Here is a 23,250-nt window from a genome sequence, read left to right on the forward strand (position 1 = left end):
TCTGTTTTTTTGTCAGTAGCACAGAGTGTTAGTTTTGATATGAGTGTTTCTTTCGGTCCCCTTAGTGGGACCATTTTTCTGCCTGTAAATCCCTGATCCCGCCACTTCGCTCCCATTTTTCTGCCCCGGTAGCCATTTTTCACGGATGGCTTGGTGTTCCTGTGCCCATTTGGTTATGCTCGCCCGCTTAATTCCAGAAGCGGGATCTTCGTCCATAGGCGCGCTTCGGCGTTGGCTGATACGATGAAGCCACATGGATGTTGTCGGGCATACGGAAGGCATATGAAACTGACTACTCAGCTTGTCTCGTTTATTACCCTGTGCGTGATCGCCTCCATGGCCATGGTGCTGCTAGGCGGTGTGTTCAGCTTTCGTGAGTTGGGGATGGAGCTGCAGCAAAAGAAGGTCAACTCTCTGGTCGAGGTGATCGACAAGCAGCTGGAGGTGGCCGATGACCATCAGGAGCTCACCCGCTGGTTGCCGACCCTGCTGCGTTCGGCCCACGTGGTGGAGCTGGAGATCCGTCAGGGCAAGCAGCGGATTTACTGGTTTCGCGACGTGCAGCAGCAGACCGACGAGAGTCTGTTGATCCCCTACAGCCAGCCCATCTCTCATCAGGCAGGCATGCAAGCCGACTTCAAGCTGGAGCGACCGTTCAAGGAGTTCGAATACTCCATGAAGGCCATGTCCGGCATCTCTCTCGGTATCTTCATCGTCATCTTCGGGCTCTGGTACTCCATTCGCTGGTTGCGGCTGCAACTGCGAGGTGCCGAGCTGCTGGCCGAAAGGGCCCAGCTTATTCTCGACAACAAGCTCACCAAGCTGGCCCACGATCCGGCGGAGGAGTGGCCCGTCTCCGCCAGTCAGGCCCTGGATCATCTGCTGGCCGAGCTGGCGGATGCCCGCAAGGAGCGCAGCCGCTTCGACAACTTCATTCGCAGCAATGCCTTCGTCGACAAGATGACAGGCATAGGCAACCGGCTGTTCTTCGACAACCGGCTGGAGAGCGCCATCATGGAGGCGAGCGTGATGAGCGGCGGCGTGCTGCTGATCGACCTCGCCGGTCTGGAGGATCTGGATCCCGAGCTGAGTGGGCGCCAGAGCCAGGATCTGCTGATGGAGGCGAGCGCCTCCATCGCCGCCTTCGTGCGCAAGCACAGCGGCGCCCTGCAGGCCCGCTATGCCGGTCAGGTATTTGCCGTGCTGCTGCCCAACATGTCCGAGAGCGAAATGGTGGATGGCGCGGGTCAGCTGCACAAGAGCCTGCAGCGACTGCACTGGCCCGCGGCGGTCAACGTCGAGACCGCCGTCTACCTGGGCGCCGTCTGCTATCAGGCGCAGGATTCCCTGCTCAAGGTGCAGGAAGAGGCCGAACTGGCGCTCAAGAGCGCGCGGCTGCAGGGTCATACCGGCTGGTTCCTCTACGAGAAGCAGCTGGATGAGGAGCAGAGCAGCAAGGGCACGGTACGCTGGCGCACCCTGATAGGGCGCCGCATCGAGGAGCATGGCATCGATTTTTACGTTCAACCGGTGCAGCAGGAGCGGGATCAGGTGGTGCTTCAGCAGGATTTGCTGATCCGCATTCACGACGAGCAGGGGCGGGCGTTGCAGGCTGGCGTCTTCATGCCCATGGCAGAAAAGGCTGGGCTGCTGTTGCCACTGGATCGGCTGGTGGCGGAGCAGACCCTGCGGCTGCTGCGTCAGCGCTCAGAGCAGAGCTGCCCCATCAGTCTGACCCTCTGTGCCCAGAGTTTGCTGCACCGGGAGTTCCAGCGCTGGCTCTTCTTCGACCTGTTCCAGCTGCCGCGCAGCACCAACGAGCGGCTTATCCTGCAATTGTCCGAAGCCCAGGTGACTCGCCACTACGAGGCACTCAAGCGGCCGCTGCGGGCGCTGCGCATGCTGGGCTGCCAGCTTGCCATCGATCACGCCGGTCAGGATGTGGTGAGTACCCAATACATCAAGGAGTTTGAGATCAACTTCCTCAAGCTTCACCCCAGTCTGGTGCGGGAGATCCACACCCGTCAGGTCAACCAGATGGCGGTGCGCAGCCTGGTGGGAGGCTGCGCCAACACCCGTACCCGGGTGATCGCCGTCGGGGTGGAGAGTGGCGACGAGTGGAAGATGTTGCGCCACCTCGGCGTTCATGCCGGTCAGGGCCCCTGGTTCGCCGAGCCGGAGCGGCTGGTGATGGAACCGGCCGGCGCCTGATGGTGTGACCGCAGGGCTGCCCTCAGATCCGGCCCTGCTCTTTCAAACCCGCCAGTCCCTGCATGCCACCCGTGTGGATAAAGACTATCTTGCTGCCACGGGGGATGCGCCCGGCGGCCAGCTCGCGAAACAGGCCCCACATCGCCTTGCCGCTGTAGATGGGTTCCAGCGGCAGGCCTGTCTCGGCGCTGAAATCCTGCACCCACTGCCACAGGGAAGGGCTGAATTTGGCATAGCCACCATCATGGTGATCCAGCGCTATCTGCCAGCCGGGCGTGCTGGCAGCGGCGGGATGGAGGCGGCGTACCTCGTCGGTGATGAAGTTTGCTCCTTTCAGTACCGCGATGGCGAGGATCTGCTCCCGATCCTGTTTGCTGGCGATCAGGCCAGCCAGGGTGCCGCCGCTGGCGCAGGGCAGTACCCAGAGATCCGGCGAGAAGGGCACTTCTTCGACCAGCTCGGCCACCCCGGGAATGGCGAGCGGGCTGCTGCCTCCTTCCGGCACTATCAGGGTATCGGACGCCGCAAACTGGGCCAGCCAGTCGGGGTCCTGACGCCGCCGGTAACTCTGGCGGTCGACAAAAATGAGATCCATGCCCCAGCCTTTTGCTGCGCTCAGGGTGGAGTTGCTGACGGCCTCTGCTTCACCACGTATGATGCCGGTAGTTCTCAGGCCAGATTGACTCCCAGCTGCCGCCAGCGCATGAATGTGGTTGGAATAGGCACCGCCAAACGAGAGCAGGTGCTGCATGCCCTGTTCCCGGGCATGTTGCAGCTGGTACTTGAGTTTGCGCCACTTGTTGCCCGAGATGGTCGGGTGGATCAGGTCATCTCGTTTGCACCAGAGCTGGACGTCGTATTGCCGCAGCAGAGGGTGGAAGATGGATTCCAGTGGCGAGGGCAGCCGGGCCGAACTGGGTAACAATGAGTAATCCGTCATTTATCTGGAGGCTAATGCCCTGTTTATGCTAAGGTTTAATGCGTTTTATGCAGCCAGGTGCGGGTTTCAATGAAACAACTTTTCAGACGTTCAACCCCAAGCCGTCAGGTGGGGCTCCTGCTTGCCAACGACCGGATCATGCTGGCCTCGCCAGGCAACCCCCCTGTCTTCGCCACCCGCGCCATCAACGGCCCGCAAGAGTGGCCGCTTGCCATAAGCGAGCTGTTCAGCCGCCATGGCCTCGCCAAGTCTAAAGTGCGGGTCGCCCTCGCCGCCACTCTTTATCAGCAAGTCCAGATCGACAAGCCCGCCGTGCCCGAGGCAGAAATGGCGGGCGCTCTGCCCTGGGCCATCAAGGATTATGTCAACGAGCCCGTGTTGCAGCTCGCCATGGATTACGTGGACTTGCCCACTCCGCCTGCTGGCAGGCCGCGGATCAACGTGATCTGCGTGCCCAAGGCGCGGGTGCAGCAACTGGCGGATGCGGTCAACAGCATAGCGAGTCTGGATGCCATCGTCAGCGACGAGCTGGCCATGACGGCGCTTTATGAGGCCGACAACACAGTACGCATGTTGCTGTGGCAACCCAGGGGGCAGGATCTGCAACTGCTGGTATTCCATCAGGGCGGGCTCTGTTTCTCCCGCCAGCTACGCGGTTTCACCGCCCTCACGGGGGAGCATGAGCCGGACAGCATGCTGCTCGATTCACTGGCGCTGGAGATCCAGCGCTCCCTCGATTATCTGGTCGGCCAGCTCAAGCTGCCGGAGCTTGGCCAGATGCAGCTCGCCATCGCCTCCTCCTTCATCGGCACCCTGGTGCGCCATATGGAGCAGACCTTCGGTTTTGCCGTCTCCGCCATGGCCAACAAGGCTGTGCTGGCCGGTGTTGAGTACCTGTCGGCCTATGCCGCAGCCATCGGGGAGCCTGCCTGATGAAACGTCAGATAAACCTCTATGGCGCAGAGTTTCGCCCCAAACGCCAGTGGGCCAGCCTTAATCAGATGGCGCTGGTGTGGGGGGGCTGCGTGACCCTGTTGCTCTGCATGGCCGCTTTTTACGGCTGGCAGCAGCAAGGGGTCAGCCGTGAACTGGCACAGGTGCGCGCGGCGCTGGAGGTCAAACGTGGGGAGGCCCAGCGGCTGGATGCCGCGTTGACTCGCCATCAGGCCAACACACAGTTGCAACAGCAGCTGGCCAACAAGCAGGAAGAGTTGACTGCCAAGCAGGGGCTGATGCGTCAGTTGGGCAGCCTGGCGTTGCAAAAATCTCAGGGCTACGCCGGCCTGATGGCCGATCTCTCCCGCATTCGGGACAAACAGCTCTCCTTGCAGCGGATCGAGATCGCCGAGGGGCGCATCAATATCTCCGGCTTCGCCGGTCGCAGCCAGGATGTGCCTGCCTGGGTAAACCGTTTCAAGCAGACACCGTCGCTGGCGGGCAAGCAGTTTGGTGAATTGACCCTGAGCCGTGACAAGGAGGGCCGCCTGGCCTTCCAGCTCAGCGGTATCGAGCGGGAGAAGCCCTGATGAGCCTGAAAGCACAATGGCAGGTGTGGGCAGACAAGATTGCCGCCCTCAGCCAGCGCGAGCGGATATTGATACTGTTGACCGGTCTGGTGCTGGTCTGTGCCGGTGGCATTTATGGCTGGCTGGATGATGCCACCCTGCGCCTTGAGCAGGAGCGAGCGGCCTTGACCTCGGCCCAGCGGGATCTGGAGATCATGGATCTCGAGAATCTGGGCAAGCAGGCGCGTCTGGCGCGGGATCCCGATCAGAATGTACGGGAACAGCTGGCGCGGGTTGAGGGTGAGCTAGGCAAGCTGGATGCCGAACTCAAGGCCCAGACGGTGGATCTGATCCCGGCCCACGAGATGCCGGAGGTACTGGAGGCCTTGCTGTCACGCTCCACCAATCTGCACATGCTGGCGCTGACCTCCCTCGCCCCTGAGCCGCTGATGGCGGGGGATCAGGGCATCAACCTGTTCAAGCATGGTATTCGTCTCAAACTGGAAGGCGGTTATTTCGATGTGTATCAGTACCTGAAAGCGCTGGAGGCGCTGCCTCGTCACTTCTACTGGAAGCAGTTTGACTATCGGGTGGAAGCGCACCCCAAGGCGGTGGTGGAGATGGAAATCTACACCCTGAGCACCAGCAAGGAGTTTATTCGTGGTTAGATGGCTGACGCTATTGTGTTGCCTGCTGGGCTCAGTGGCTCAGGCCGAGGTGCTGCAGGATCCCACCGAACCGCTCGAGGGAGTCAACAGCCAGGCGGGGGCGGTAGAGAGCCAGAGCGCCGGTCTGCCCAAGTTGCAGAGTGTGGTGCTGGGCAACGGCCCGGCGCTGGCGGTGCTCAACGGGAAAAGTTACCGGGTAGGCCAGCAGGTCGAGGGATATCGACTGGTGGCCATCAGTGCAGATGCCGTTGTGCTGGAGAAGGGGGGCAAGCGCCAGTCGCTGACCCTGTTTGCCAGCAAGGTCCGTATCTGAACGGGCCCTGCCCGGGATGGGCGGGGCAAGGTTTGTCGAGTTTAATTGCAAGTCAGGGTGCACTCATTACATGAAAAAAAATCATCTCTGCCTGATCTCCGTAGCCGTTCTGGCTGCAGGCTGTACTAGCTACCAGCACCCCGAACCCGTGCAGGCCAAGGACGCACTGAAACACGCCATGACCGAGCAGAACAAGGTCGGCGCCTTGGCGACCGTACCCAAGTCGGTACAAAGCGAACTGCTGCAGATGAACCGGCCGCCCCAGGCCATCAGCATGCCGGAGCAGCGGCTGCGCATCGCCGCCCACGATGTGGAAGCTGTGGAGTTTTTCGGCTCTCTGTTCAAGGGCTCCCGTTACAGCGTGGCCGTGCATCCAGGGGTGGGCGGGCTGGTTTCCGTCGAGCTCAAGGACGTGACCCTGCCCGAGGTGCTGGCCGTGGTGGGTGACATGTACGGCTTCGACGTGCAGCGCAAGGGTAACGTGTTCCACGTCTATCCGGCGGGCCTGCGCACCGAAACCATACCTGTGAACTATCTGATGATGTCCCGCCGGGGTCTGTCCCGCACCTCTGTCAGTACTGGCGGTGTGACGGCCAACGACAACAACAGCAATAACAGCAGTATCGACAATGCCAACGGCAACAGCAGTGGTAGCAACAACTCGTCCAACGGCAGTTCCGGCTCGAACAGCAGCAATGGCACCCGTATCCAGACAGACACCAACAGCGACTACTGGACCGATCTGCGTACCTCGCTGGAGATGCTGATCGGCAGCGGCGATGGCCGCGCCGTCATCACCAGCCCGCAGGCGGGTCTGGTCACCATCCGCGCCTACCCGAAAGAGCTCAAGGCTGCGCGTGAATTCCTCACTCAGTCCGAGACCCACCTCAAGCGCCAGGTGGTGCTGGAGGCGCGCATTCTGGAAGTGGCCCTCAACGAGGGGTACGAGCAGGGGGTGGACTGGAGCGGTCTCTCCGCCAGTTGGGATGGCAACAAGGGCATTACCGGTGGCGGCTCGGCGGCGAACTCCCAGCTACCCACCACTCCCAATCAGATTTTCACCGCACTGGGTGGCGGTGCTGGATTCACCATCTCGGATGGCAATTTCAACGTGGCGGTCAATCTGCTCAAAACTCAGGGCGACGTGAATACCCTTTCCAGTCCCCGTGTCACGGCAACCAACAACCAGAAGGCAGTGATCAAGGTGGGGACGGACGAGTATTACGTCACCAATGCGACCAGCACTGTGACGTCGACCGCGACAGGTACCGAACGAACCCCCAATGTGGAACTGACCCCCTTCTTCTCCGGCATTGCACTGGACGTGACGCCGCAGATTGATGAAGACGGCAAGGTGCTGTTGCATATTCACCCCTCCGTCATCGATACGGAAGAGCAGAAGAAAACCATAGATCTGGGTATCACGGGGGGAAAATTGGAACTGCCGCTCGCCAAGAGCTCGATCCGCGAGTCCGATACCGTAGTGCAGGCCAATAACGGCGACATCATAGTCATCGGCGGCCTGATGAAGACCGACAAGCAGGAGATCGTCAGCAAGGTGCCCCTGCTGGGGGACATTCCCTGGATTGGCGAAGCCTTCACCAACCGCCGCGAGAGCACCAAGAAGGTGGAGCTGGTGATCATGCTCAAGCCAACCGTGGTGGAGAAAGACACCTGGCAGAACGAGCTGAAACGCAGCGCCGATCTGCTGGACAAGTGGTATCCGCCCAAGGGCTAAGCCATGAAGCAGCGCGCGGTCAGCCTTACCCCATGTGCCCTCTTGCCCTGCGTCACCGCAGGCTGCTTGCTCGGGATGGCAGGTGACAACCCATGTACCTGAACCACTTCGGCTTGCTGGAGGCGCCGTTCGGCCTCACCCCCAACACGGGTTTTTACTATGGTTTGCCGCCCCACGAAGAGGCGTTGCAGGTGCTGAACTGGGCGCTGGCACAGGGGGAGGGCTTCATCAAGGTGACCGGCGAGGTGGGTACCGGCAAGACACTGCTCTGCCGCAAGCTGTTGAGCGAGCTGGGGTCTGAGGCTCACCCCGTGCGTCTGGCCTGGTTGCCCAACCCGCACCTCACGCCGGCCGAGCTGCGCACAGCCCTGGCGCTGGAGCTGGGATTGTCAGTGCGGGAGGGGGCCGAGCTGGATCTCACGGATCGTATTCATCGCCACCTTATCAGCCTGCATCAGCAGGGTAGTCGAGTGGTGGTGCTGATCGACGAGGCGCAGGCCCTGCCGGACGAGACCCTGGAGGCGATCCGGCTGTTTGGCAACCTGGAGACGGAGTCGAACAAGCTGCTGCAAATCGTGCTGTTCGGTCAGCCCGAGCTGGACGCCCGGCTGGCAAAGCCTCATTTGCGCCAGTTGCGTCAGCGGATCGGCTTCTCCTACTGCCTGCGCCCCCTGCGTTTTGACGAGACCCGAGCCTATCTGGAGCACAGATTGCAGATCTCCGGCTATCGCGGTGCACCGCTGTTTGCCGGTCGCGCCATGCGCCTGCTGTGGCGGGCGTCGCGCGGGATCCCCAGGCTTATCAACATACTGGCGCAGAAGTGCCTGATGCTGGCCTATGGCCAGGGGGCTCGCCAGATCGACAGCCGTCTGGTGCGGCTTGCCATTCGTGATACCGACGATGCCAGCCGCTTTGCGCCGTTGCGCTGGTGGCCCCTGTTACTGTTGCTGGGGTGTGCCCTGGCTTATGGAGTCTGGCCATGAGCGTGATCAATCAGATGCTCAAGGATCTGGAGCAGCGTCAGCAGGGCGGCGAGGGGGCCGTCTATGTGCCGCCCGTGCGGCAACAGGGCTGGTGGATGCTGGTGCTGACCCTGATCTGCGGCCTGGCCCTCGGCATTCTGGGCTGGCGGACCTGGATTTACTGGCAGCAGAGTCTGGTCCAGGCCAGTGAGCCGGGGGCTGATGCCATTGCCCGCGCCGTGCCCGCCACGCCAACCTATGTAGAGCAGGAGCCGGTGGATCTGGTGGTGGCTTTGCCCACCCCGGGTTCCGGGCCCGAGACCCGCTCTCGGCCTGCAGTCGAACCCGGGCTGGCGCAAGAGCAGGATGAAATCGCCTATGAAGAGGCTCCGCCGAGCGATGAAGAGCTGCAACCTGAGCTCTATGCCGAGCTGGAAGCGGAACAAGAGGCGGTCGCCCCGCCGCCGCGCAAACCGGGGGTGCTGAAGATAGAGACGGTGAACCTCTCCGAGGCAGAACTGGCCACCCTGGCCGAGCGCAAGGCCACTACCGCCATGGCCAGAGGGCAACTGCGCGACGCCCAGGACAACTACTATCAGGTGCTGGTTCACGACCCCCACAATCAGGGCGCCCGCGAACAGCTGGCGGGTCTGCTCTACGGCGAAGGGCGGCTGAGTGAGGCTGGCCAGTTGCTGGAAGAGGGGATACGGCTCGATCCGGCGCAGGCGGATTTCCGTCTGCTGCTGGCACGGCTTGCCATCAGCGGCGGCGATCAGCTCAAGGCTCTTGGCTGGCTGACTGGTTATCAACCTGACTTGGCCAGCAATCTGGATTATTACGCCACCTGGGCCGGGTTGACCCAGGAGCTGGGCCGCAACGCCGAGGCGGCAGAGATCTATGTGAAATTGCTGCGTCAGCAGCCTGATCAGGGGCGCTGGTGGCTCGGGCTCGGTGTGGCCGAAGATGGCCAGGGCCACAGCCTGCGGGCGCTCGATGCCTATCGCAATGCCCAGTTGCATGGCAACCTCGGCGAGGCGTCGACCAGCTGGATTGAACAGCGAATTGCCCAGCTTGCTCCCTGACGGGCGGGACAGTTAACTTTTTTGGAGTTTGCATGGCACAACCCAGACTGAAAATGCGCCTCGGCGACCTGCTGGTACAAGAGCAGATCATCTCGGATGATCAACTGCAGCTCGCCCTGCAGCAGCAGCGTCAGACCGGCCGCAAGCTGGGCACCACACTGATCGATCTCGGCTTCATCAGCGAGGTGCAATTGCTGCAGTTCCTCGCCCGCCAGCTGGACGTGCCCTTCTTCGATCTCAACAACCTCACCATAGACGCTTCTGCGGTGCCGCTTCTGCCCGAGGTTCAGGCGCGCCGTTATCGCGCCCTGGCGGTCAATCTCACCGACAACCGGGTGACTGTGGCCATGTCGGATCCGGCGGATCTGAGTGCCCTCGACGCCATCGCGGCCTTGCTCAGCCCCAGGGAAATGGTGCTGGCGGTGGCGCGGGAAGGTCAGCTGCTGGAGTATTTCGACCGCCTCTATCGCCGTACCCGCGAGATAGAGAGCTTTGCCGAACAGCTGCACGAGGAGTATCAGGACTCCGGCTTCGAGCTGGGTTCCAGCAACCTGGGCGCCGGCGACGAGGGGGAGGCGACGGTGGCCAAGCTGCTGCGCTCCCTGTTCGAGGATGCGGTGCAGGTGGGGGCGTCCGATATCCATATCGAGCCGGATGAGAAGGTGCTGCGCATTCGCCAGCGGATCGACGGCATACTGCACGAGAATATTCTCAACGAGGTGCGCATTGCCCAGGCGCTGGTGCTGCGCCTCAAGCTGGTGGCCGGGCTCGACATCTCCGAGAAGCGACTGCCCCAGGATGGCCGCTTCAACATGAAGGTGCGCGGTCGGGACGTGGATGTGCGTATGTCCACCATGCCGGTGCAGTACGGCGAGTCGGTGGTGATGCGGCTGCTGGATCAATCCTCCGGCATATTGTCTCTGAGCGAAACCGGCATGCCGCCGGAGATCCTGACCCGCTTCCGTCGCCAGCTCAAGCGCCCCCACGGCATGATACTGGTGACAGGCCCGACCGGGAGCGGCAAGACCACTACCCTCTATGGCGCTCTGTCTGAACTCAATCAGGCCAGCAACAAGATCATCACGGTGGAAGACCCGGTGGAATACCGCTTGCCCAGGGTCAATCAGGTGCAGGTCAATCCCAAGATAGGCCTCACCTTCTCCCATGTGTTGCGCTCCACCCTGCGTCAGGATCCGGACATCTTGCTGGTGGGGGAGATGCGGGACAACGAGACGGTGGAGATAGGCCTGCGTGGCGCCATCACGGGCCATCTGGTGCTCACCACATTGCACACCAACGATGCGGTTACCAGCGCCCTGCGTCTCATCGACATGGGCGCGCCTGGCTATCTGGTGGCGAGCGCGCTGCGTGCCGTCATCGCCCAGCGGTTGGTGCGGCGGGTGTGCGAGCACTGCGTCGAGGAGAAGGCGCCTGACGAGGGACAGGCGACCTGGCTGAGGGTGCTTTCCGGCGAGGCGCCGGGTCAGCATGTCTACCACAAGGGACCTGGCTGCCAGAGCTGCAACTTCACCGGCTACTCTGGCCGGATCGGTGTCTACGAGCTGCTGGAGCTGGATCAACCCATGATGGATGCCCTGCGCCGCAACGATGCGGAAGGCTTTGCCAAGGCGGCGCGTCAGCATGAGCACTACCGGCCGCTGGCCCTGACAGCGCTCGATTATGCCCGCCAGGGGATCACGTCGGTGGACGAGGTGCTGCGGTTGGCCGAGGACCTGGGGTAAGTGATGACCAACTTCATCGGTAATGAGCAACCCGGACGGCAGCGTCCTGCCACTTGGCTTGTGCGGGGCGCGGCATGAATACCTTCGCCTACAAGGGTCGCGACAGTCAGGGCAATGCCGTCAATGGCGTGGTCGATGCTGCCAACGAGATGGCTGCCGCCGAGCAGCTGATGCGCCGTGGCGTGATGCCCACCGAACTCAAACCCGGCAAGGCGAAATCCGCGGCCATCGACTGGTCTTTGCTGCTGGAAGGTGGCGTCAAGCTGGACGAGCTGGTGGTATTCAGCCGCCAGATGTACGCCTTGACCCGGGCAGGTATTCCCATTCTGCGTGCCATCGCAGGCCTGGAAGAGACAGCCCACAGCAAGCCGCTCAAGCGGGCGCTGCATGCGCTGGGAGAGGATCTCGGCAACGGTCGGCCCCTGTCCAGCTCCATGCAGGCGCACCCCAGGGTGTTCAGCAGCCTGTTCGTCGCCATCATTCACGTGGGCGAGAACACGGGTCAGCTGGAAGAGGCCTTCCTGCAACTGGCCAACTATTTCGAGCTGGAGCTGGAGACCCGCAAGCGGATCAAGACCGCCATGCGCTATCCCAGCTTCGTGATGATTGCCATCGGCATCGCCATGGTGATCCTCAACATCATGGTGATCCCCGTCTTCGCCGGCATGTTTGCCAAGTTCGGGGTCGAGCTGCCGCTGGCCACCCGCATTCTGCTCGCTACCTCCCACTTTTTCGTCAACTACTGGTGGCTGCTGCTCGGCATGCTGCTGGCCATGGTGTTTGGCTGGCGGCGCTGGGTCGCCACAGTCAAGGGCAAGCTGACCTGGCACAGATGGCAACTCAAATTGCCCATCGTCGGCACCATCATAGAGCGCTCCCTGCTTGCCCGTTTTGCGCGCAGCTTTTCCATGATGCTCAAGGCAGGTGTGCCGCTCAATACCGCACTGACCCTGGTGGCCGATGCGGTGGACAACGCTTATATGGCGGGTCAGATCCGCGACATGCGGGCCGGTATAGAGCGGGGCGAGAGCCTGCTGCGCACCGCCGGCAGCAGCGGTCTGTTTACGCCCCTGGTGATGCAGATGATAGCGGTGGGGGAAGAGACGGGTCAGGTGGATGATCTGTTGCACGAGGCGGCGGAGTATTACGAGCGAGAGGTGGATTATGACCTCAAGAGCCTGACCGCCCGTATCGAGCCCATCCTGATCGGGATCGTGGCCGTCATGGTATTGGTGCTGGCACTGGGTATCTTTACGCCCATGTGGGACATGATGAGCGCCGTACGCGGAAAATAAGCGGCATCTTTACCCTCCCGATGGTGGGACATGCTGGGCGCTGTAAGGGGTAAATAATGATCTTTCCTCCTCCTGGTGGGGGAATGATGAGCGCGGTGCGCGGAAAATAAGCGGCATCTTTACCCTCCCGATTGGTGGGACATGCTGGGCGCCGTACGTGGAAAATAAGTGGCATCTTTACCCTCCCGATGGTGGGACATGATGAGCGTCGTAAGAGGCAAATAAGCAGACTCGTCATTTCGACGTAGGGGCCTGATGCGGAGTGGGTGGTCAACAGGGTGCGGGAGAGGTGCGGTTGAACAGACAGTCACAACAGGATGATCGCTGGCTGGGAGGGTATCGACGGATGGCCGTGCTGATCTTGCTGCTGATCATGGTGGCGACATTGGCCCAGAGCTATCGTAGCCACAGGGCCGAGGCGCTGGCCCTCAGCCTGACCCTGCTGGGGGAGCAGTTTGCCGAGCGGGTACAAAGGTTGCACGGTCTCTGGCTGGATCAGCGCCGTCCCGCCGTCCTGCATGCAGATGGGGTGGCCTGGCGATTCGATGCCAGGGGCTGGCCCCTGGGTGTTGATGCGCTGCTGGCCCCTTCGGAAAATTGCCGCCAGCTCTGGTCGTCGATCATTGGCACACAGAGCCAGGCCTTGCCGCCGTTGCAGGCCATGGCGAGCCGAGATGGCACGGGATGCGAGTTCGGGTGGGAAGATAATTGGCTGATTTATCAATTTTATGATGGCAGAGTGACACTAAAGCCTTGAATGAGGCCGATAGTGTGGCTCAGTTAAATGATTTTTTTATATCTGCATGAAATAATGCGGGTTATTACGGAGGGACCATGGCAACAAATCGAATGGCACCAAGACATCCCGCGTCGATGATGACGAGTCGGGCAGCCGGTTTCTCGTTGATCGAGCTGGTGATCGTCATCGTTATCCTGGGAATACTGGCGGTGACCGCCCTGCCTCGCTTCCTCGATGTGACCGATGAAGCCAAGAAGGCCAGCGTGGAGGGGGTCTCTGGCGGTTTCGCCACTGCGGTTTCGCTGGTACGGGCCCAGTGGGAGGCAGAAGGACGTCCCAAGGAGGACGGTCAGAACACTGTGCTGTATGACGGCTCTCGTTTCTATCTGACGACCCCGACCGAGACGCAGGTCAGCAATGGTGAGCTCTCGCCCGGCTATCCCATGGATACATCGGCAGGGGGCGGCATAGATGTGGACCCGGCCAACCTGACAGCCCAGCGCTGTCTCAAGATTTGGGAGGGATTATTACAGAACCCACCCAAGGCTACCGCCAGCTTCAACGAGGTGAGCGGTAGCGGCAATGACCTGAAATACTATGTCAGTGTGACCAATAACGGCCTGGACTCGGTCTGCCGCTACTATCTGGTCAATAGTTTGAGTAAGGGTAGTGATGGCAAGTATCAGGATCCGCAAGGTAGTACTGATGCATTCATGAGTTTCAGTTACCGTCCGGCTTCCGGTCAGGTGACCACCAATATCAATTGACAGAGGATAGTAAAATGAAAAAACAGGCGGGTTTTACCCTGATCGAGCTGGTCATAGTGATCATCATTCTGGGCATTCTGGCAGTGACCGCTGCGCCCAAGTTCCTGAATTTGCAGGATGATGCAAAAACTGCCGCTGCCAGCGGTGTACTGGCCGCCGTGCAGAGCTCTTCTCAGCTGGTATACAGTAAGTCTGCACTGGAAGGCTTGGAAACCGCATCTTCCGGTGCAATATCAAGCTCTGATGGCACAGAAATTAAGGTTGTTTACGGCTATCCCGAAGCATCTTCTGACGGCATTGAGCAAGCAGTGACTATCGATGGTTCTTGGAAGGGTACTTCAGGCGCTTCTTCCACTTTCCGTTTTGCGCCAACTGATGCAAAAGAAAAGTCTGATTGCGTTCTTTACACTGAAGCGACCTCTTCCACACCTGCTAAAGCTGAGTTGGGGAAACTCAACGCAAGCAGCGTATGTGCTGTCACTCCATAATATTAAAAGGCGAGGCTTCGGCCTCGCTTTCTCTTTCCCCTTGTGAGAATCCCAATGCCTGCAGCCAAGGGCTTTACCCTGATTGAACTGGTCATTGTGATCCTGCTGCTCGGGATTCTGGCCGCCTTTGCCGTGCCCAAGTGGCTGGGTAAAGGCGGCTTTGAAACTCAAACCGTACGCGACGAACTGCTGGCCCGGCTGCGGCTGGTGCAGACCGTCAATATGCATGAAGCCACCAATCGCTGTACTCAACTCATTGTTGTCTCCCCCCGTTTTGCCCACCGCACTTTTGCTGCCACCTGCCCATCCAGCGATGATCTGAGCGATGGCTGGAACGACAATTTGCGTGCTCGTGGCCGTCTGGTTACCCCCTCAGCCGATATCGCTGTCACCCTGAACGGCAATACCCGCTTTGTGCTGCATTTTGATCATATGGGCCGCCCACAAGGGGATTGCTCCACAGCCAATGGCTGTACCCTGCAGGTAGCGGATGGCCGCGAAACGGGCCGCATCAAGATAGAGCCCGAGGGGTATATCCATGAGATCCCCTGATCGCGGTTTTACCCTGATTGAGCTGATTGTCGGCATAGTGCTGTTGGCGGTGGCGCTGACCGGCATTCTGGGGCTCTTGATCAATCAGGCGCCCCAGGCCGTGGATCCGGTGCAGCAGGTGCGTGCAGCCCAGCTGGCCCAGCGTCTGGCCGGCGAGATGTTGCAAAAGTCGTTCGATGAGCAGTCGGATCATAACGGTGGCCGCTATCGCTGTGGTGAGACGGTCACGGGCGTCACGATTCCTGCCTGTTCGAGTAGCTATGGCCCAGATGGCGAGCCAGCGCCTTATGCCTACAACGATGTGGATGACTTCGATACCGCAGGCAACTGGGTGGATGCCAATCGGTTTACCCAGACTGTGGCGGGGATCAGCGGAGAGGAGTATCGCAACTACCAGGTGAAAATTGCGGTGAGTGGGGTCGATTTCAGCGATGGGACATTCAATAACACCTGTGCTCCCCCTTGCTCTGTGGGAAAGCGGATTGATCTGCAAGTAAAGTTACCTGACGAGAGTCGGCTCGACTTCTCCTTCTATCGGGGGAACTACTGATGGGTCGGCTTTGCGATCGTATCCGAGTGTCCGATCTTGCTTCCGATGTCCGATTACGCCGACCGGCGAATCGAACCTGCGCCAGACGTGGGCGTGCCCGCGGTTTTACCCTGGTCGAGCTGGTGATGGTGATCCTGCTGCTGGGCATAATGGCGACCTTTACCAGCCAGTTCATCGGCATTGGCAGCCAGATCTATGGGGATGCCAGCAGTCGTGAGCAGCTGATGAGCGATGCCCGCTTCGCCATGGAGCGACTCAACCGTGAAGTGCGTGATGCGGTGCCGGGATCGGAGCGGATAGAGACGACAGATGGTGTTTGGGTCGACGCTGGCCCTTGTCTGAGTTTCTGGCCCATCAGCACCTCCAGCCGCTATCTGGTGCTAAACCGCGCCATATCGGGGAGCACGGCCACCCTTGAGCTGGTGATGGCGACCCCGGCCTCTGCTGCCAATCCACTGGATGTGGATGCCACCGCCGTCAAAAAAGATGACCAGCTGATCGTATTCCCTGTGCCGGACAAAAATGCCGGCTCGCTCACGGCAGGCTGCGATTATGGCCGCTGCGTAGCCAAGGTCACTGATGTGCTGACGCCCGTCTCCGGGGCGCAAACCATTCGCTATACCAGCGCCGAGAGCCTGGCGGGCCTCTCCCCCGGCAGCCGAGTCTACTTTGCCAACCAGCAGGTACGTTACTGTGTGGAAGGGAGCACGCTCACCCGTACCACAGCTCCCATTGGTGCATCTTTGCCTGCGCAGGGCGTGTTGATGGCAGATTCCCTTCGTATTGGCGCTTTCTATCGGGAAACCTCTGCGTTTAACGCTGAAGGGGAGTTTGGCATGCGCTTTGTGTTCGAGCGCAAAGGGGAGTCAGTTACCTTCAACCACAAGATAGAGGTGCTCAATGTGCCCTGATACACACGCGCTTGGACGCATGCGTGGCAGTGCTCTGATGATCGCCCTGTTTGTCATTGTGGTGATGGCGCTGCTGGCGGCTGCTATGGGTCGCTTTCTGGTGGACAGCAGCGAGAAAAATACGGTAGAGGTGCGCAGTGTACGCGCCTTGCTGGCGGCACAGAGCGGACTGGAAATAGCCTTGTATCAACTGTTCCCCAATAGACCGACACCGCCATCACCGCTTGATCGCTGCGAGTGGGTACTCTCATCACTTGTGTTTAATGGCAATTCTGGACTGGCTGGCTGCGAGGCAAGGATCAGTTGCGTGCAACTGCCCGTGACCTATAACGGAGAGGTGACCAATGGCTACCGTCTGCTCAGTGTCGGCTCCTGTGGCTCGACCGATCTCGGCAGTGCCAACCCCGATTTTGCCGTGAGCAGGACAGTGACGGCCGAAGCCTATGATGGAGGTTTGTGATGAAATGGCTATGGGCGCTGGCCCTCTTCACTAGCCCGGTCTGGGCATTTGACCCCATCGACACCAGCACCTTCTTCCCTGCCGTGGCACAGGGTCATCATGGTAACAACAACAACACCTGCCACCAGATCAGCGGCAACCAGCTCATCCAGCTTAACAATCCCAAGATCAATGGCACCGGCGGTCTGCCGCTCAACTTCTGTTCCATCCTACCCGATCAGAACAATACGCCCCGTTGTGATAACGGGGCTGGCGGTTACAAGGTCTGTGCCATCACCGGCAGCGATATCCGCGGCCTCCCAATGGCAACGGGGAACAACAAGTTCCCGACCATCACGTCTGTGATGCCGCTTCTTTGCCAGCAGGGCCAGCAAACCGCACTCTTCTCAGACTACGGGTCTGCCACGGTCGAGAATTGCACCGTGACCTTTCCGAGCCGCAGCACCTACCAGATTAAATCGCTGAGCGTTCGCAACAACGGTACTCTGGTGCTGGGGGATGGGGATTACTTTATCGATTCGTTGATCCTCGATAATGCCACCATCCGCCTGTCCGGCAACGGCACGACCCGTATTTTTGTCAATCAGGACGTGAAGCTGCTCAACACGGTCAACATCAATGCGACCAATCAGGGCAGCCTTGTCTGGGTCAACTATGGCGACATGACCATAGACAACAATTCTCGATTTTATGGCTACCTCTACACCGATGGTCGGTTGACCATGAACAACAATGCCACCGTTTATGGGCGGGTGACGGCCCGTTACCTGAGCATGGATACCCAATCCAGCATCAACGACTATGCCGTTCCTCCTCCGCTGACCTGTTTTGAGGACGGTTTTGACAGCGCCCAGATCAACCCGGACAGCTGGGTGGTGGCCCAGCGCAACAACAGCACCCTGCCATCGGTACAAAACGGCCGCCTGCGCCTCACCCAGAACGTCACCAATCAGGCCACCTCGGCCACCTTCCAGCGCCTCTTTCCGGGGGCCGGCAATCTGGTGACGGTCGAATTCGATCAATTCGCCTACAAAACCTTTGGCTCTAGCGGGGCAGATGGGATGGCGGTGGTGCTCTCGGATGCCACCCTGACGCCGCAGCCCGGGGCCTTTGGCGGCCCGCTGGGCTACGGCTTCAAGACCGGGATCAGCGGCTTCGCCGGCGGTTGGCTCGGGGTGGGGCTCGACGAGTATGGCAACTATGCCAATGAAGGGGGGTCCTACAATCTGGGATCCCGCCCTCAGGCAGTTTCCATCCGTGGCTCAGGCTCGGGTACCTCGGGCTACCGTTATCTGGCTGGCACTACAAGCAACCTGAACCCGGGCGTTGACAGTGGTACGAATAGCAATCGCCCCCACCGTTATCGAATTACTGTCGACTCCCGGACCACTGGCAGCTCGCTGACGAAAGTCGAGCGGGACACCGGCTCGGGCTACAGCACCCTGGTTGGACCCATCAACATGGCGAGTCAGACCGGTCAGTCTGCGGTACCGGCCAATTTCCTGCTCTCCCTGACCGGATCCACCGGCTCGGTGACCAACTTTCACGAAATCGACAACGTGCGGATCTGCGCCCTGCGATCCAGCCCGGTCGGCGTACAGATCGATCATTTCCAACTCGAACACTCCGGTCAGGCGCTGACGTGCAATCCGGAGACGGTCACTATCAAGGCCTGTGCCGATGCGGCTTGTAGCACCCTTATTACCGACCCTGTTACGGCGACCCTGAGTCTGATGCCGACGTCCAGCAGCAATGGCTGGGTCGGCGGCAATACGGTGACCTTCAGTGGCGGCTCCACCACGGTCCAGCTTCGCAATAACACAGCCTCGGCGGTCACTATCGGAGTATCAGGCTCGACCCCGACCACCAAACCATTCAGTACTACCTTGTGCAAGTCAGGTAATGGCACCCCCAGCGTAGCCGCCTGCACCCTGAGTTTTGCCGACAGCGGTTTTTTCTTCGACGCGCCGGATACCTATTCCAACCAGCCGCAGGATGTGACCATCAGCGCAGTCAAGAAAGACGATATTACCAAGCAGTGCGTACCCGGCTTTACCGGGGTCAGGTCGGTTGGTTTCTGGGGAACCTATAGCAATCCGAGTAACAATAACTTTGGCAGCCGGATATCCATAGATGGCAATCCCATCGCTACCTATGCCGCTAGTGTTCCTTCGCCAACGCCAACCACCCTCAACCTGACTTTCGATAATCAGGGTAAGGCGACCTTGAAAAAAGTGACCTACCCCGATGCGGGTCGGATGCAGCTTTCCGCTAGTCATAATGGCAGTGGGGAGACTGCGGGTCTGGTGATGCTCGGCTCGGACCAGTTCGTGGCACGTCCTGTCGGCTTGTGCATTACGCCCCCGCAAGGGGTCTGTACGGTAGGGAATGCCAGCTGCCCGGTCTTCAAGAAAGCGGGTGAGACCTTCCAGGTAGATATCAAGGCGATGGCCTGGGAAGCCGTCAATGATGGGGATATTTGCGCGGGGAATCAGACAACCCCCAATTTTGTGCTGAGCGGTGTTGGCTTGGGCAGCACCCTGGTGGCGCCAAGCACAGGTACCAATGCGACAGTGGGAACCACCACCTACAACCATGTGGCTGCGACCAACAGTCTCAACAGTGTCAACCAGACGGTGAGCGAGGTGGGGGTGTTCCGGATGACGGCGACTCCGCCCACCAGCAACTACTTCGGATATACCATCCCTTCTGCCCAGAGCCAGCCGGTGGGCCGTTTTATCCCTGCTGATTTTGAATTGGTCAGCGGCGACATAGTGCCTGCCTGTAGCGTCTTCTCCTACATGGGCCAGCCATTCGGGGTGACGCTGGATATCATTGCCCGCAATGTGGCTGGGGGACAGACCCGTAATTACACCGGCGACTTTGCCAAGGGCAATGCTTATATCACTACCGCCAATAGCAAGAATGGAACCTCTCTATCGAGCCGCTTGCGCAGCCTGCAACCTCTGCCCTGGCTAAATGGGCAGGCAGAGTTCAGCGGCAGCAGCGAGTTTGTGCGCCTCTCCGATACCCAGCCGGATGGCCCCTTCAAGGCACTGCTGTTTGGCCTCTATATGCAGGATAACGATGGCGAGCGCACCCTGATTGCCAGCCCCGATTTCAATGAGGTGGTGACTGGCGATTGCAGCGGAAGTAACTGCAATGCTCGCCTTATCGATGCGACATCCATGAAAGCCTATTTTGGCCGATTGCTGGCGGGCACTGGAGCGGGGCTCGCAGCAGCGCCGCTGGCCATTCCACTGCAAATGCAATATTACGAATCAGGCGACTGGCTGCTCAACGAGGAAGATCAATGCACTCTGCTCTCTCTCGCCGGTGATGGGGTCAGCTTCATCAATCCGAGTCACACCTTTGATACGGCCACTCAAGATCTGAATCTCGGAGCCAATCGCAAGATCCGGCTTGGGTTGGGTAGTACGCCTCCAGGGGGGATATCGGCAGTCGCCAAAGATGGCGAGATCCTGTTCAATTTTGCCGAGCCAAAAATTTCTGTACGCATCCCCTACAAGGTCGATTTGTCAAAACAGCCGGCTCAGCCGCTCTGGTTATCTGACCCCGTTAGCCTGCAAGGTGAGGCCATTTTTGGCTCCAGCAGAGGTAATGACAGAATTATTTATCGGCGTGAAGTGATGCAGTAGCGGAGGCGGGGCGGCGGATCTTCGGGATCTTCCCCCCTATCTTCTTGTTTATTAGCGTTTGTCGGCCTGTGCGAGTGAGTGATGACTCGCATTTTTGTCGCGACTGATTGATTGGCGACAGTTTGAGCGCTTGCCCATTGGGGTAGGCATTGGTAAAGTTAGCCGGTTTTCTGCACCTCCAAATTCTTAGGATTTCCCGTAGCCATGTTCAAAAAGCTCAGAGGCGTCTTTTCCAACGATCTGTCGATCGACTTGGGAACTGCCAACACCCTGATCTACGTAAAAGATCAAGGGATCGTCCTTAACGAACCCTCAGTTGTCGCCATTCGCCAAGAGCGCGGGAACGCCAAATCGGTCGCTGCCGTCGGTCATGCCGCCAAGCAGATGCTGGGTCGTACCCCAGGCAACATCTCCGCTATCCGTCCGATGAAAGACGGCGTCATCGCCGACTTCTACGTGACCGAGAAGATGCTGCAGCACTTTATCAAGCAGGTTCACGACAACAACTATTTCCGCCCCAGCCCCCGTGTGCTGGTGTGTGTGCCGTGTGGCTCTACCCAGGTAGAACGCCGCGCCATCAAGGAATCCGCACTGGGCGCTGGTGCTCGTGAGGTTTACCTGATCGACGAACCCATGGCTGCCGCCATCGGCGCCGGCTTGCCGGTCTCCGAAGCGACCGGTTCCATGGTGGTCGATATCGGTGGTGGTACTACTGAAGTGGCCATCATCTCCCTGAACGGCGTGGTTTACTCCCAGTCTGTCCGTATCGGTGGCGACAAATTTGACGAAGCCATCATCAGCTACGTCCGTCGCAACTACGGCAGCCTGATCGGGGAAGCGACCGCCGAGCGCATCAAGCACGAAATCGGCTCCGCCTATCCGGGCGAAGAGGTGCGCGAGATCGAAGTCCGTGGTCGCAACCTGGCTGAAGGTGTGCCGCGCAGCTTTACCCTCAACTCCAACGAGATCCTGGAAGCGCTGCAAGAGCCGCTGTCCGGTATCGTCTCCGCCGTTATGGTGGCGCTGGAGCAGTCTCCGCCGGAACTGGCGTCCGACATCTCCGAGCGCGGCATGGTGCTGACCGGTGGTGGCGCACTGCTGAAGGATATCGACCGTCTGCTGATGGAAGAGACCGGCATACCGGTAGTGGTTGCCGAAGATCCCCTCACCTGTGTGGCCCGTGGCGGCGGCAAGGCGCTGGAGCTGATCGATATGCACGGTGGCGACCTGTTCCACTACGAATAAGACCCAAAGCCGGCCAGCGCGCCGGCTCTTTTTTGACGACCCATGAAACCCATTTTTGGTAGAGGCCCTTCGCTTCAGTTACGGTTGTTTCTCGCCGTCATCATCTCCATTGCTGCCATCGTAGCGGACTCCCGCTTCGGTGTGTTTACCCACGTCCGCGTCTACCTCAGTTCCCTTGTCAGCCCGTTGCAATACATAGCCAATGCGCCAGGTATCATGCTCGATACCATGTCGACCCAGGTGCAGACCCGGGCAGGCCTTATCGAGCAGACCAAGCAGCAGGAGCAGCAGCTGTTCACCCTGCGTTCGCGCCTGCTCAAGATGGATCATCTGGAGCACGAGAACCAGCGTCTGCGTGAGCTGCTCGGTTCGCCGGTGCACAAGGAGTCCCGCAAGATGGTGGCCGAGCTGCTGTCTGTGGATTCTGACCCCTTCAGCCATCAGGTGCTGATCAACAAGGGGGCGCTGGACGGTGTCTATAACGGCCAGCCGGTGATCAACGATCAGGGGGTCATAGGTCAGGTGCTGCACGTGGGGTCCACCACCAGTCGCGTCCTGCTTGTGACCGACTCCAGCCACGGCATTCCGGTGCGGGTGCTGCGCAATGACCTGCGCGCCATCGCCTCCGGCAGCGGCGAGCTGGACAAGCTGGAGCTGCGCAACCTGCCGCGCAACACGGATGTGCAGGTCGGCGATCTGCTGGTCACCTCCGGGCTCGGCGGCCGCTTCCCGGAAGGTTATCCGGTGGCGACCGTGACCCGCTCCGACTATGTGGAGGGCAAACCCTTCGCCCAGGTCGAAGCCAAGCCGCTGGTGGCGCTGGACAGATTGCGCTACCTGCTCTTGCTGTGGACAGACAAGAAACCGGATGTGCATGATGATGACGTGGCGCCAGCCGCGCCGGCAACCTCGGCAGCGGGAGCAACACCCTGATGCTAGAACCCGCCAGCGGCAGGATCTGGATCTGGATCTCGATCCTGCTGGCTCTGTGCCTGTCGATCCTGCCGCTTCCCTTTCAATTTGAACCCTTCCGTCCGGACTGGCTCGCCATGGTGCTCATCTATTGGGCGCTGGCCTTGCCGCACCGTACCAACGTCGGCTCCGCCTGGGTGGCGGGCCTGCTGCTGGATGTGCTGCTGGGCAGCACGCTCGGCGTGCGGGCCATGGCCATGGCCATCACCACCTATCTGGCGGCCTTCCAGTTTCAGAAGATCCGCAACTTCTCCCTCTGGCAACAGGCGCTGATCATCGGCTGTCTCTCGCTGGTGGGCAAGGTGACCATCTTCTGGGCCGAGCACCTGTTCAGCCGTGCCAGCCTCAATTTCGCCTATTTTTGGTCGACCCTGAGCACGATGCTAATATGGCCCTGGGTTTTTCTGGTCTTGCGCAAGGTGCGCCGTCGCTTCAATATCAAGTGAATATG

Annotated in this window: 22 protein-coding genes; 21 read left to right on the forward strand and 1 reads right to left on the reverse strand. The window is 60.0% G+C overall.

Going from position 1 to position 23,250, the window contains the following annotated elements:
• The first annotated feature begins 282 nt into the window (after nucleotides 1-282).
• Entirely contained in the window at nucleotides 283-2,211 is a 1,929-nt protein-coding gene (locus AACX78_RS01545; protein WP_159165179.1) for an EAL domain-containing protein, read from the forward strand.
• 22 nt (nucleotides 2,212-2,233) lie between these two features.
• Here AACX78_RS01545 and AACX78_RS01550 read toward each other — a convergent pair whose 3' ends face one another.
• Nucleotides 2,234-3,151, reverse strand: a complete 918-nt coding sequence (locus tag AACX78_RS01550) for a 1-aminocyclopropane-1-carboxylate deaminase/D-cysteine desulfhydrase (protein ID WP_159165180.1) — start codon at nucleotides 3,149-3,151, stop codon at nucleotides 2,234-2,236.
• Between the two features lie 69 nt (nucleotides 3,152-3,220).
• Here AACX78_RS01550 and AACX78_RS01555 point away from each other — a divergent pair, with 69 nt between their 5' ends.
• From AACX78_RS01555 to mreD, 20 genes are all read left to right on the forward strand, one after another.
• A complete protein-coding gene (locus AACX78_RS01555; protein ID WP_159165181.1) occupies nucleotides 3,221-4,084 on the forward strand; it encodes an MSHA biogenesis protein MshI in 864 nt (287 codons plus the stop codon).
• Nucleotides 4,084-4,677 (forward strand): PilN domain-containing protein, encoded by a 594-nt coding sequence (locus AACX78_RS01560; protein ID WP_159165182.1) that lies wholly within the window; start codon nucleotides 4,084-4,086, stop codon nucleotides 4,675-4,677. Before AACX78_RS01555 ends, AACX78_RS01560 begins: the two co-directional genes overlap by 1 nt.
• Nucleotides 4,677-5,324 (forward strand): MSHA biogenesis protein MshJ, encoded by a 648-nt coding sequence (locus tag AACX78_RS01565; protein ID WP_159165183.1) that lies wholly within the window; start codon nucleotides 4,677-4,679, stop codon nucleotides 5,322-5,324. Before AACX78_RS01560 ends, AACX78_RS01565 begins: the two co-directional genes overlap by 1 nt.
• Complete coding sequence (locus AACX78_RS01570; RefSeq protein WP_087757010.1) at nucleotides 5,317-5,637, forward strand: SctD/MshK family protein; 321 nt, start codon at nucleotides 5,317-5,319, stop codon at nucleotides 5,635-5,637. The genes AACX78_RS01565 and AACX78_RS01570 overlap by 8 nt, the downstream gene beginning before the upstream one ends.
• Nucleotides 5,638-5,707: 70 nt before the next feature.
• Nucleotides 5,708-7,375 carry a pilus (MSHA type) biogenesis protein MshL gene (mshL, locus tag AACX78_RS01575; protein ID WP_159165184.1) on the forward strand — a complete coding sequence of 556 codons (1,668 nt, stop codon included), beginning with the start codon at nucleotides 5,708-5,710 and terminating at the stop codon, nucleotides 7,373-7,375.
• A gap of 92 nt (nucleotides 7,376-7,467) precedes the next feature.
• Entirely contained in the window at nucleotides 7,468-8,358 is an 891-nt protein-coding gene (locus tag AACX78_RS01580) for an ExeA family protein (protein WP_021139567.1), read from the forward strand.
• Complete coding sequence (locus tag AACX78_RS01585; RefSeq protein ID WP_201302748.1) at nucleotides 8,355-9,419, forward strand: tetratricopeptide repeat protein; 1,065 nt, start codon at nucleotides 8,355-8,357, stop codon at nucleotides 9,417-9,419. Before AACX78_RS01580 ends, AACX78_RS01585 begins: the two co-directional genes overlap by 4 nt.
• Nucleotides 9,420-9,451: 32 nt before the next feature.
• The gene (gene mshE / locus AACX78_RS01590; RefSeq protein ID WP_059111674.1) at nucleotides 9,452-11,161 is read left to right on the forward strand and encodes an MSHA fimbrial ATPase MshE; all 1,710 of its coding nucleotides are present in this window, start codon (nucleotides 9,452-9,454) and stop codon (nucleotides 11,159-11,161) included.
• 74 nt (nucleotides 11,162-11,235) lie between these two features.
• Complete coding sequence (gene mshG / locus AACX78_RS01595) at nucleotides 11,236-12,456, forward strand: MSHA fimbrial biogenesis protein MshG (protein ID WP_021139564.1); 1,221 nt, start codon at nucleotides 11,236-11,238, stop codon at nucleotides 12,454-12,456.
• Nucleotides 12,457-12,751: 295 nt separating this feature from the next.
• Entirely contained in the window at nucleotides 12,752-13,213 is a 462-nt protein-coding gene (locus AACX78_RS01600; protein ID WP_159165185.1) for a hypothetical protein, read from the forward strand.
• A 77-nt stretch (nucleotides 13,214-13,290) separates the two neighbouring features.
• Nucleotides 13,291-13,962 (forward strand): type II secretion system protein, encoded by a 672-nt coding sequence (locus AACX78_RS01605; RefSeq protein ID WP_058394769.1) that lies wholly within the window; start codon nucleotides 13,291-13,293, stop codon nucleotides 13,960-13,962.
• A gap of 14 nt (nucleotides 13,963-13,976) precedes the next feature.
• Nucleotides 13,977-14,450, forward strand: coding sequence for a prepilin-type N-terminal cleavage/methylation domain-containing protein (locus AACX78_RS01610; protein WP_159165186.1), 474 nt, complete (start codon nucleotides 13,977-13,979; stop codon nucleotides 14,448-14,450).
• Between the two features lie 54 nt (nucleotides 14,451-14,504).
• Complete coding sequence (locus AACX78_RS01615; RefSeq protein ID WP_159165187.1) at nucleotides 14,505-15,002, forward strand: type II secretion system protein; 498 nt, start codon at nucleotides 14,505-14,507, stop codon at nucleotides 15,000-15,002.
• Nucleotides 14,989-15,552 carry a type IV pilus modification PilV family protein gene (locus tag AACX78_RS01620; protein ID WP_159165188.1) on the forward strand — a complete coding sequence of 188 codons (564 nt, stop codon included), beginning with the start codon at nucleotides 14,989-14,991 and terminating at the stop codon, nucleotides 15,550-15,552. Before AACX78_RS01615 ends, AACX78_RS01620 begins: the two co-directional genes overlap by 14 nt.
• Nucleotides 15,552-16,463, forward strand: a complete 912-nt coding sequence (locus AACX78_RS01625) for a PilW family protein (protein WP_159165189.1) — start codon at nucleotides 15,552-15,554, stop codon at nucleotides 16,461-16,463. The genes AACX78_RS01620 and AACX78_RS01625 overlap by 1 nt, the downstream gene beginning before the upstream one ends.
• A complete protein-coding gene (locus AACX78_RS01630; RefSeq protein ID WP_407704384.1) occupies nucleotides 16,453-16,923 on the forward strand; it encodes an MSHA biogenesis protein MshP in 471 nt (156 codons plus the stop codon). The genes AACX78_RS01625 and AACX78_RS01630 overlap by 11 nt, the downstream gene beginning before the upstream one ends.
• Complete coding sequence (locus tag AACX78_RS01635; RefSeq protein ID WP_159165190.1) at nucleotides 16,923-20,582, forward strand: DUF6701 domain-containing protein; 3,660 nt, start codon at nucleotides 16,923-16,925, stop codon at nucleotides 20,580-20,582. The genes AACX78_RS01630 and AACX78_RS01635 overlap by 1 nt, the downstream gene beginning before the upstream one ends.
• Before the next feature lie 204 nt (nucleotides 20,583-20,786).
• Nucleotides 20,787-21,827, forward strand: a complete 1,041-nt coding sequence (locus AACX78_RS01640) for a rod shape-determining protein (protein ID WP_005308111.1) — start codon at nucleotides 20,787-20,789, stop codon at nucleotides 21,825-21,827.
• 42 nt (nucleotides 21,828-21,869) lie between these two features.
• Nucleotides 21,870-22,760 (forward strand): rod shape-determining protein MreC, encoded by an 891-nt coding sequence (gene mreC, locus AACX78_RS01645; protein WP_159165191.1) that lies wholly within the window; start codon nucleotides 21,870-21,872, stop codon nucleotides 22,758-22,760.
• The gene (gene mreD, locus AACX78_RS01650; protein WP_005316354.1) at nucleotides 22,760-23,245 is read left to right on the forward strand and encodes a rod shape-determining protein MreD; all 486 of its coding nucleotides are present in this window, start codon (nucleotides 22,760-22,762) and stop codon (nucleotides 23,243-23,245) included. Before mreC ends, mreD begins: the two co-directional genes overlap by 1 nt.
• Nucleotides 23,246-23,250 lie beyond the last annotated feature (5 nt).

This window comes from Aeromonas sp. 9A (assembly GCF_963900955.1).
Classification (GTDB): domain Bacteria; phylum Pseudomonadota; class Gammaproteobacteria; order Enterobacterales; family Aeromonadaceae; genus Aeromonas; species Aeromonas salmonicida.

Bases quoted from the DNA above. Each gene is read 5' to 3' on its own strand.
- AACX78_RS01560 (WP_159165182.1), top strand. From the start codon at position 4,084: ATGAAACGTCAGATAAACCTCTATGGCGCAGAGTTTCGCCCCAAACGC.
- AACX78_RS01585 (WP_201302748.1), top strand. From the start codon at position 8,355: ATGAGCGTGATCAATCAGATGCTCAAGGATCTGGAGCAGCGTCAGCAG.
- AACX78_RS01640 (WP_005308111.1), top strand. From the start codon at position 20,787: ATGTTCAAAAAGCTCAGAGGCGTCTTTTCCAACGATCTGTCGATCGAC.
- AACX78_RS01630 (WP_407704384.1), top strand. From the start codon at position 16,453: ATGTGCCCTGATACACACGCGCTTGGACGCATGCGTGGCAGTGCTCTG.
- AACX78_RS01545 (WP_159165179.1), top strand. From the start codon at position 283: ATGAAACTGACTACTCAGCTTGTCTCGTTTATTACCCTGTGCGTGATC.
- mshL (WP_159165184.1), top strand. From the start codon at position 5,708: ATGAAAAAAAATCATCTCTGCCTGATCTCCGTAGCCGTTCTGGCTGCA.
- mreC (WP_159165191.1), top strand. From the start codon at position 21,870: ATGAAACCCATTTTTGGTAGAGGCCCTTCGCTTCAGTTACGGTTGTTT.
- AACX78_RS01620 (WP_159165188.1), top strand. From the start codon at position 14,989: ATGAGATCCCCTGATCGCGGTTTTACCCTGATTGAGCTGATTGTCGGC.
- AACX78_RS01550 (WP_159165180.1), bottom strand. From the start codon at position 3,151: ATGACGGATTACTCATTGTTACCCAGTTCGGCCCGGCTGCCCTCGCCA.
- mreD (WP_005316354.1), top strand. From the start codon at position 22,760: ATGCTAGAACCCGCCAGCGGCAGGATCTGGATCTGGATCTCGATCCTG.
- mshE (WP_059111674.1), top strand. From the start codon at position 9,452: ATGGCACAACCCAGACTGAAAATGCGCCTCGGCGACCTGCTGGTACAA.
- AACX78_RS01615 (WP_159165187.1), top strand. From the start codon at position 14,505: ATGCCTGCAGCCAAGGGCTTTACCCTGATTGAACTGGTCATTGTGATC.
- AACX78_RS01580 (WP_021139567.1), top strand. From the start codon at position 7,468: ATGTACCTGAACCACTTCGGCTTGCTGGAGGCGCCGTTCGGCCTCACC.
- AACX78_RS01565 (WP_159165183.1), top strand. From the start codon at position 4,677: ATGAGCCTGAAAGCACAATGGCAGGTGTGGGCAGACAAGATTGCCGCC.
- AACX78_RS01605 (WP_058394769.1), top strand. From the start codon at position 13,291: ATGGCAACAAATCGAATGGCACCAAGACATCCCGCGTCGATGATGACG.
- AACX78_RS01610 (WP_159165186.1), top strand. From the start codon at position 13,977: ATGAAAAAACAGGCGGGTTTTACCCTGATCGAGCTGGTCATAGTGATC.
- AACX78_RS01635 (WP_159165190.1), top strand. From the start codon at position 16,923: ATGAAATGGCTATGGGCGCTGGCCCTCTTCACTAGCCCGGTCTGGGCA.
- AACX78_RS01625 (WP_159165189.1), top strand. From the start codon at position 15,552: ATGGGTCGGCTTTGCGATCGTATCCGAGTGTCCGATCTTGCTTCCGAT.
- mshG (WP_021139564.1), top strand. From the start codon at position 11,236: ATGAATACCTTCGCCTACAAGGGTCGCGACAGTCAGGGCAATGCCGTC.
- AACX78_RS01555 (WP_159165181.1), top strand. From the start codon at position 3,221: ATGAAACAACTTTTCAGACGTTCAACCCCAAGCCGTCAGGTGGGGCTC.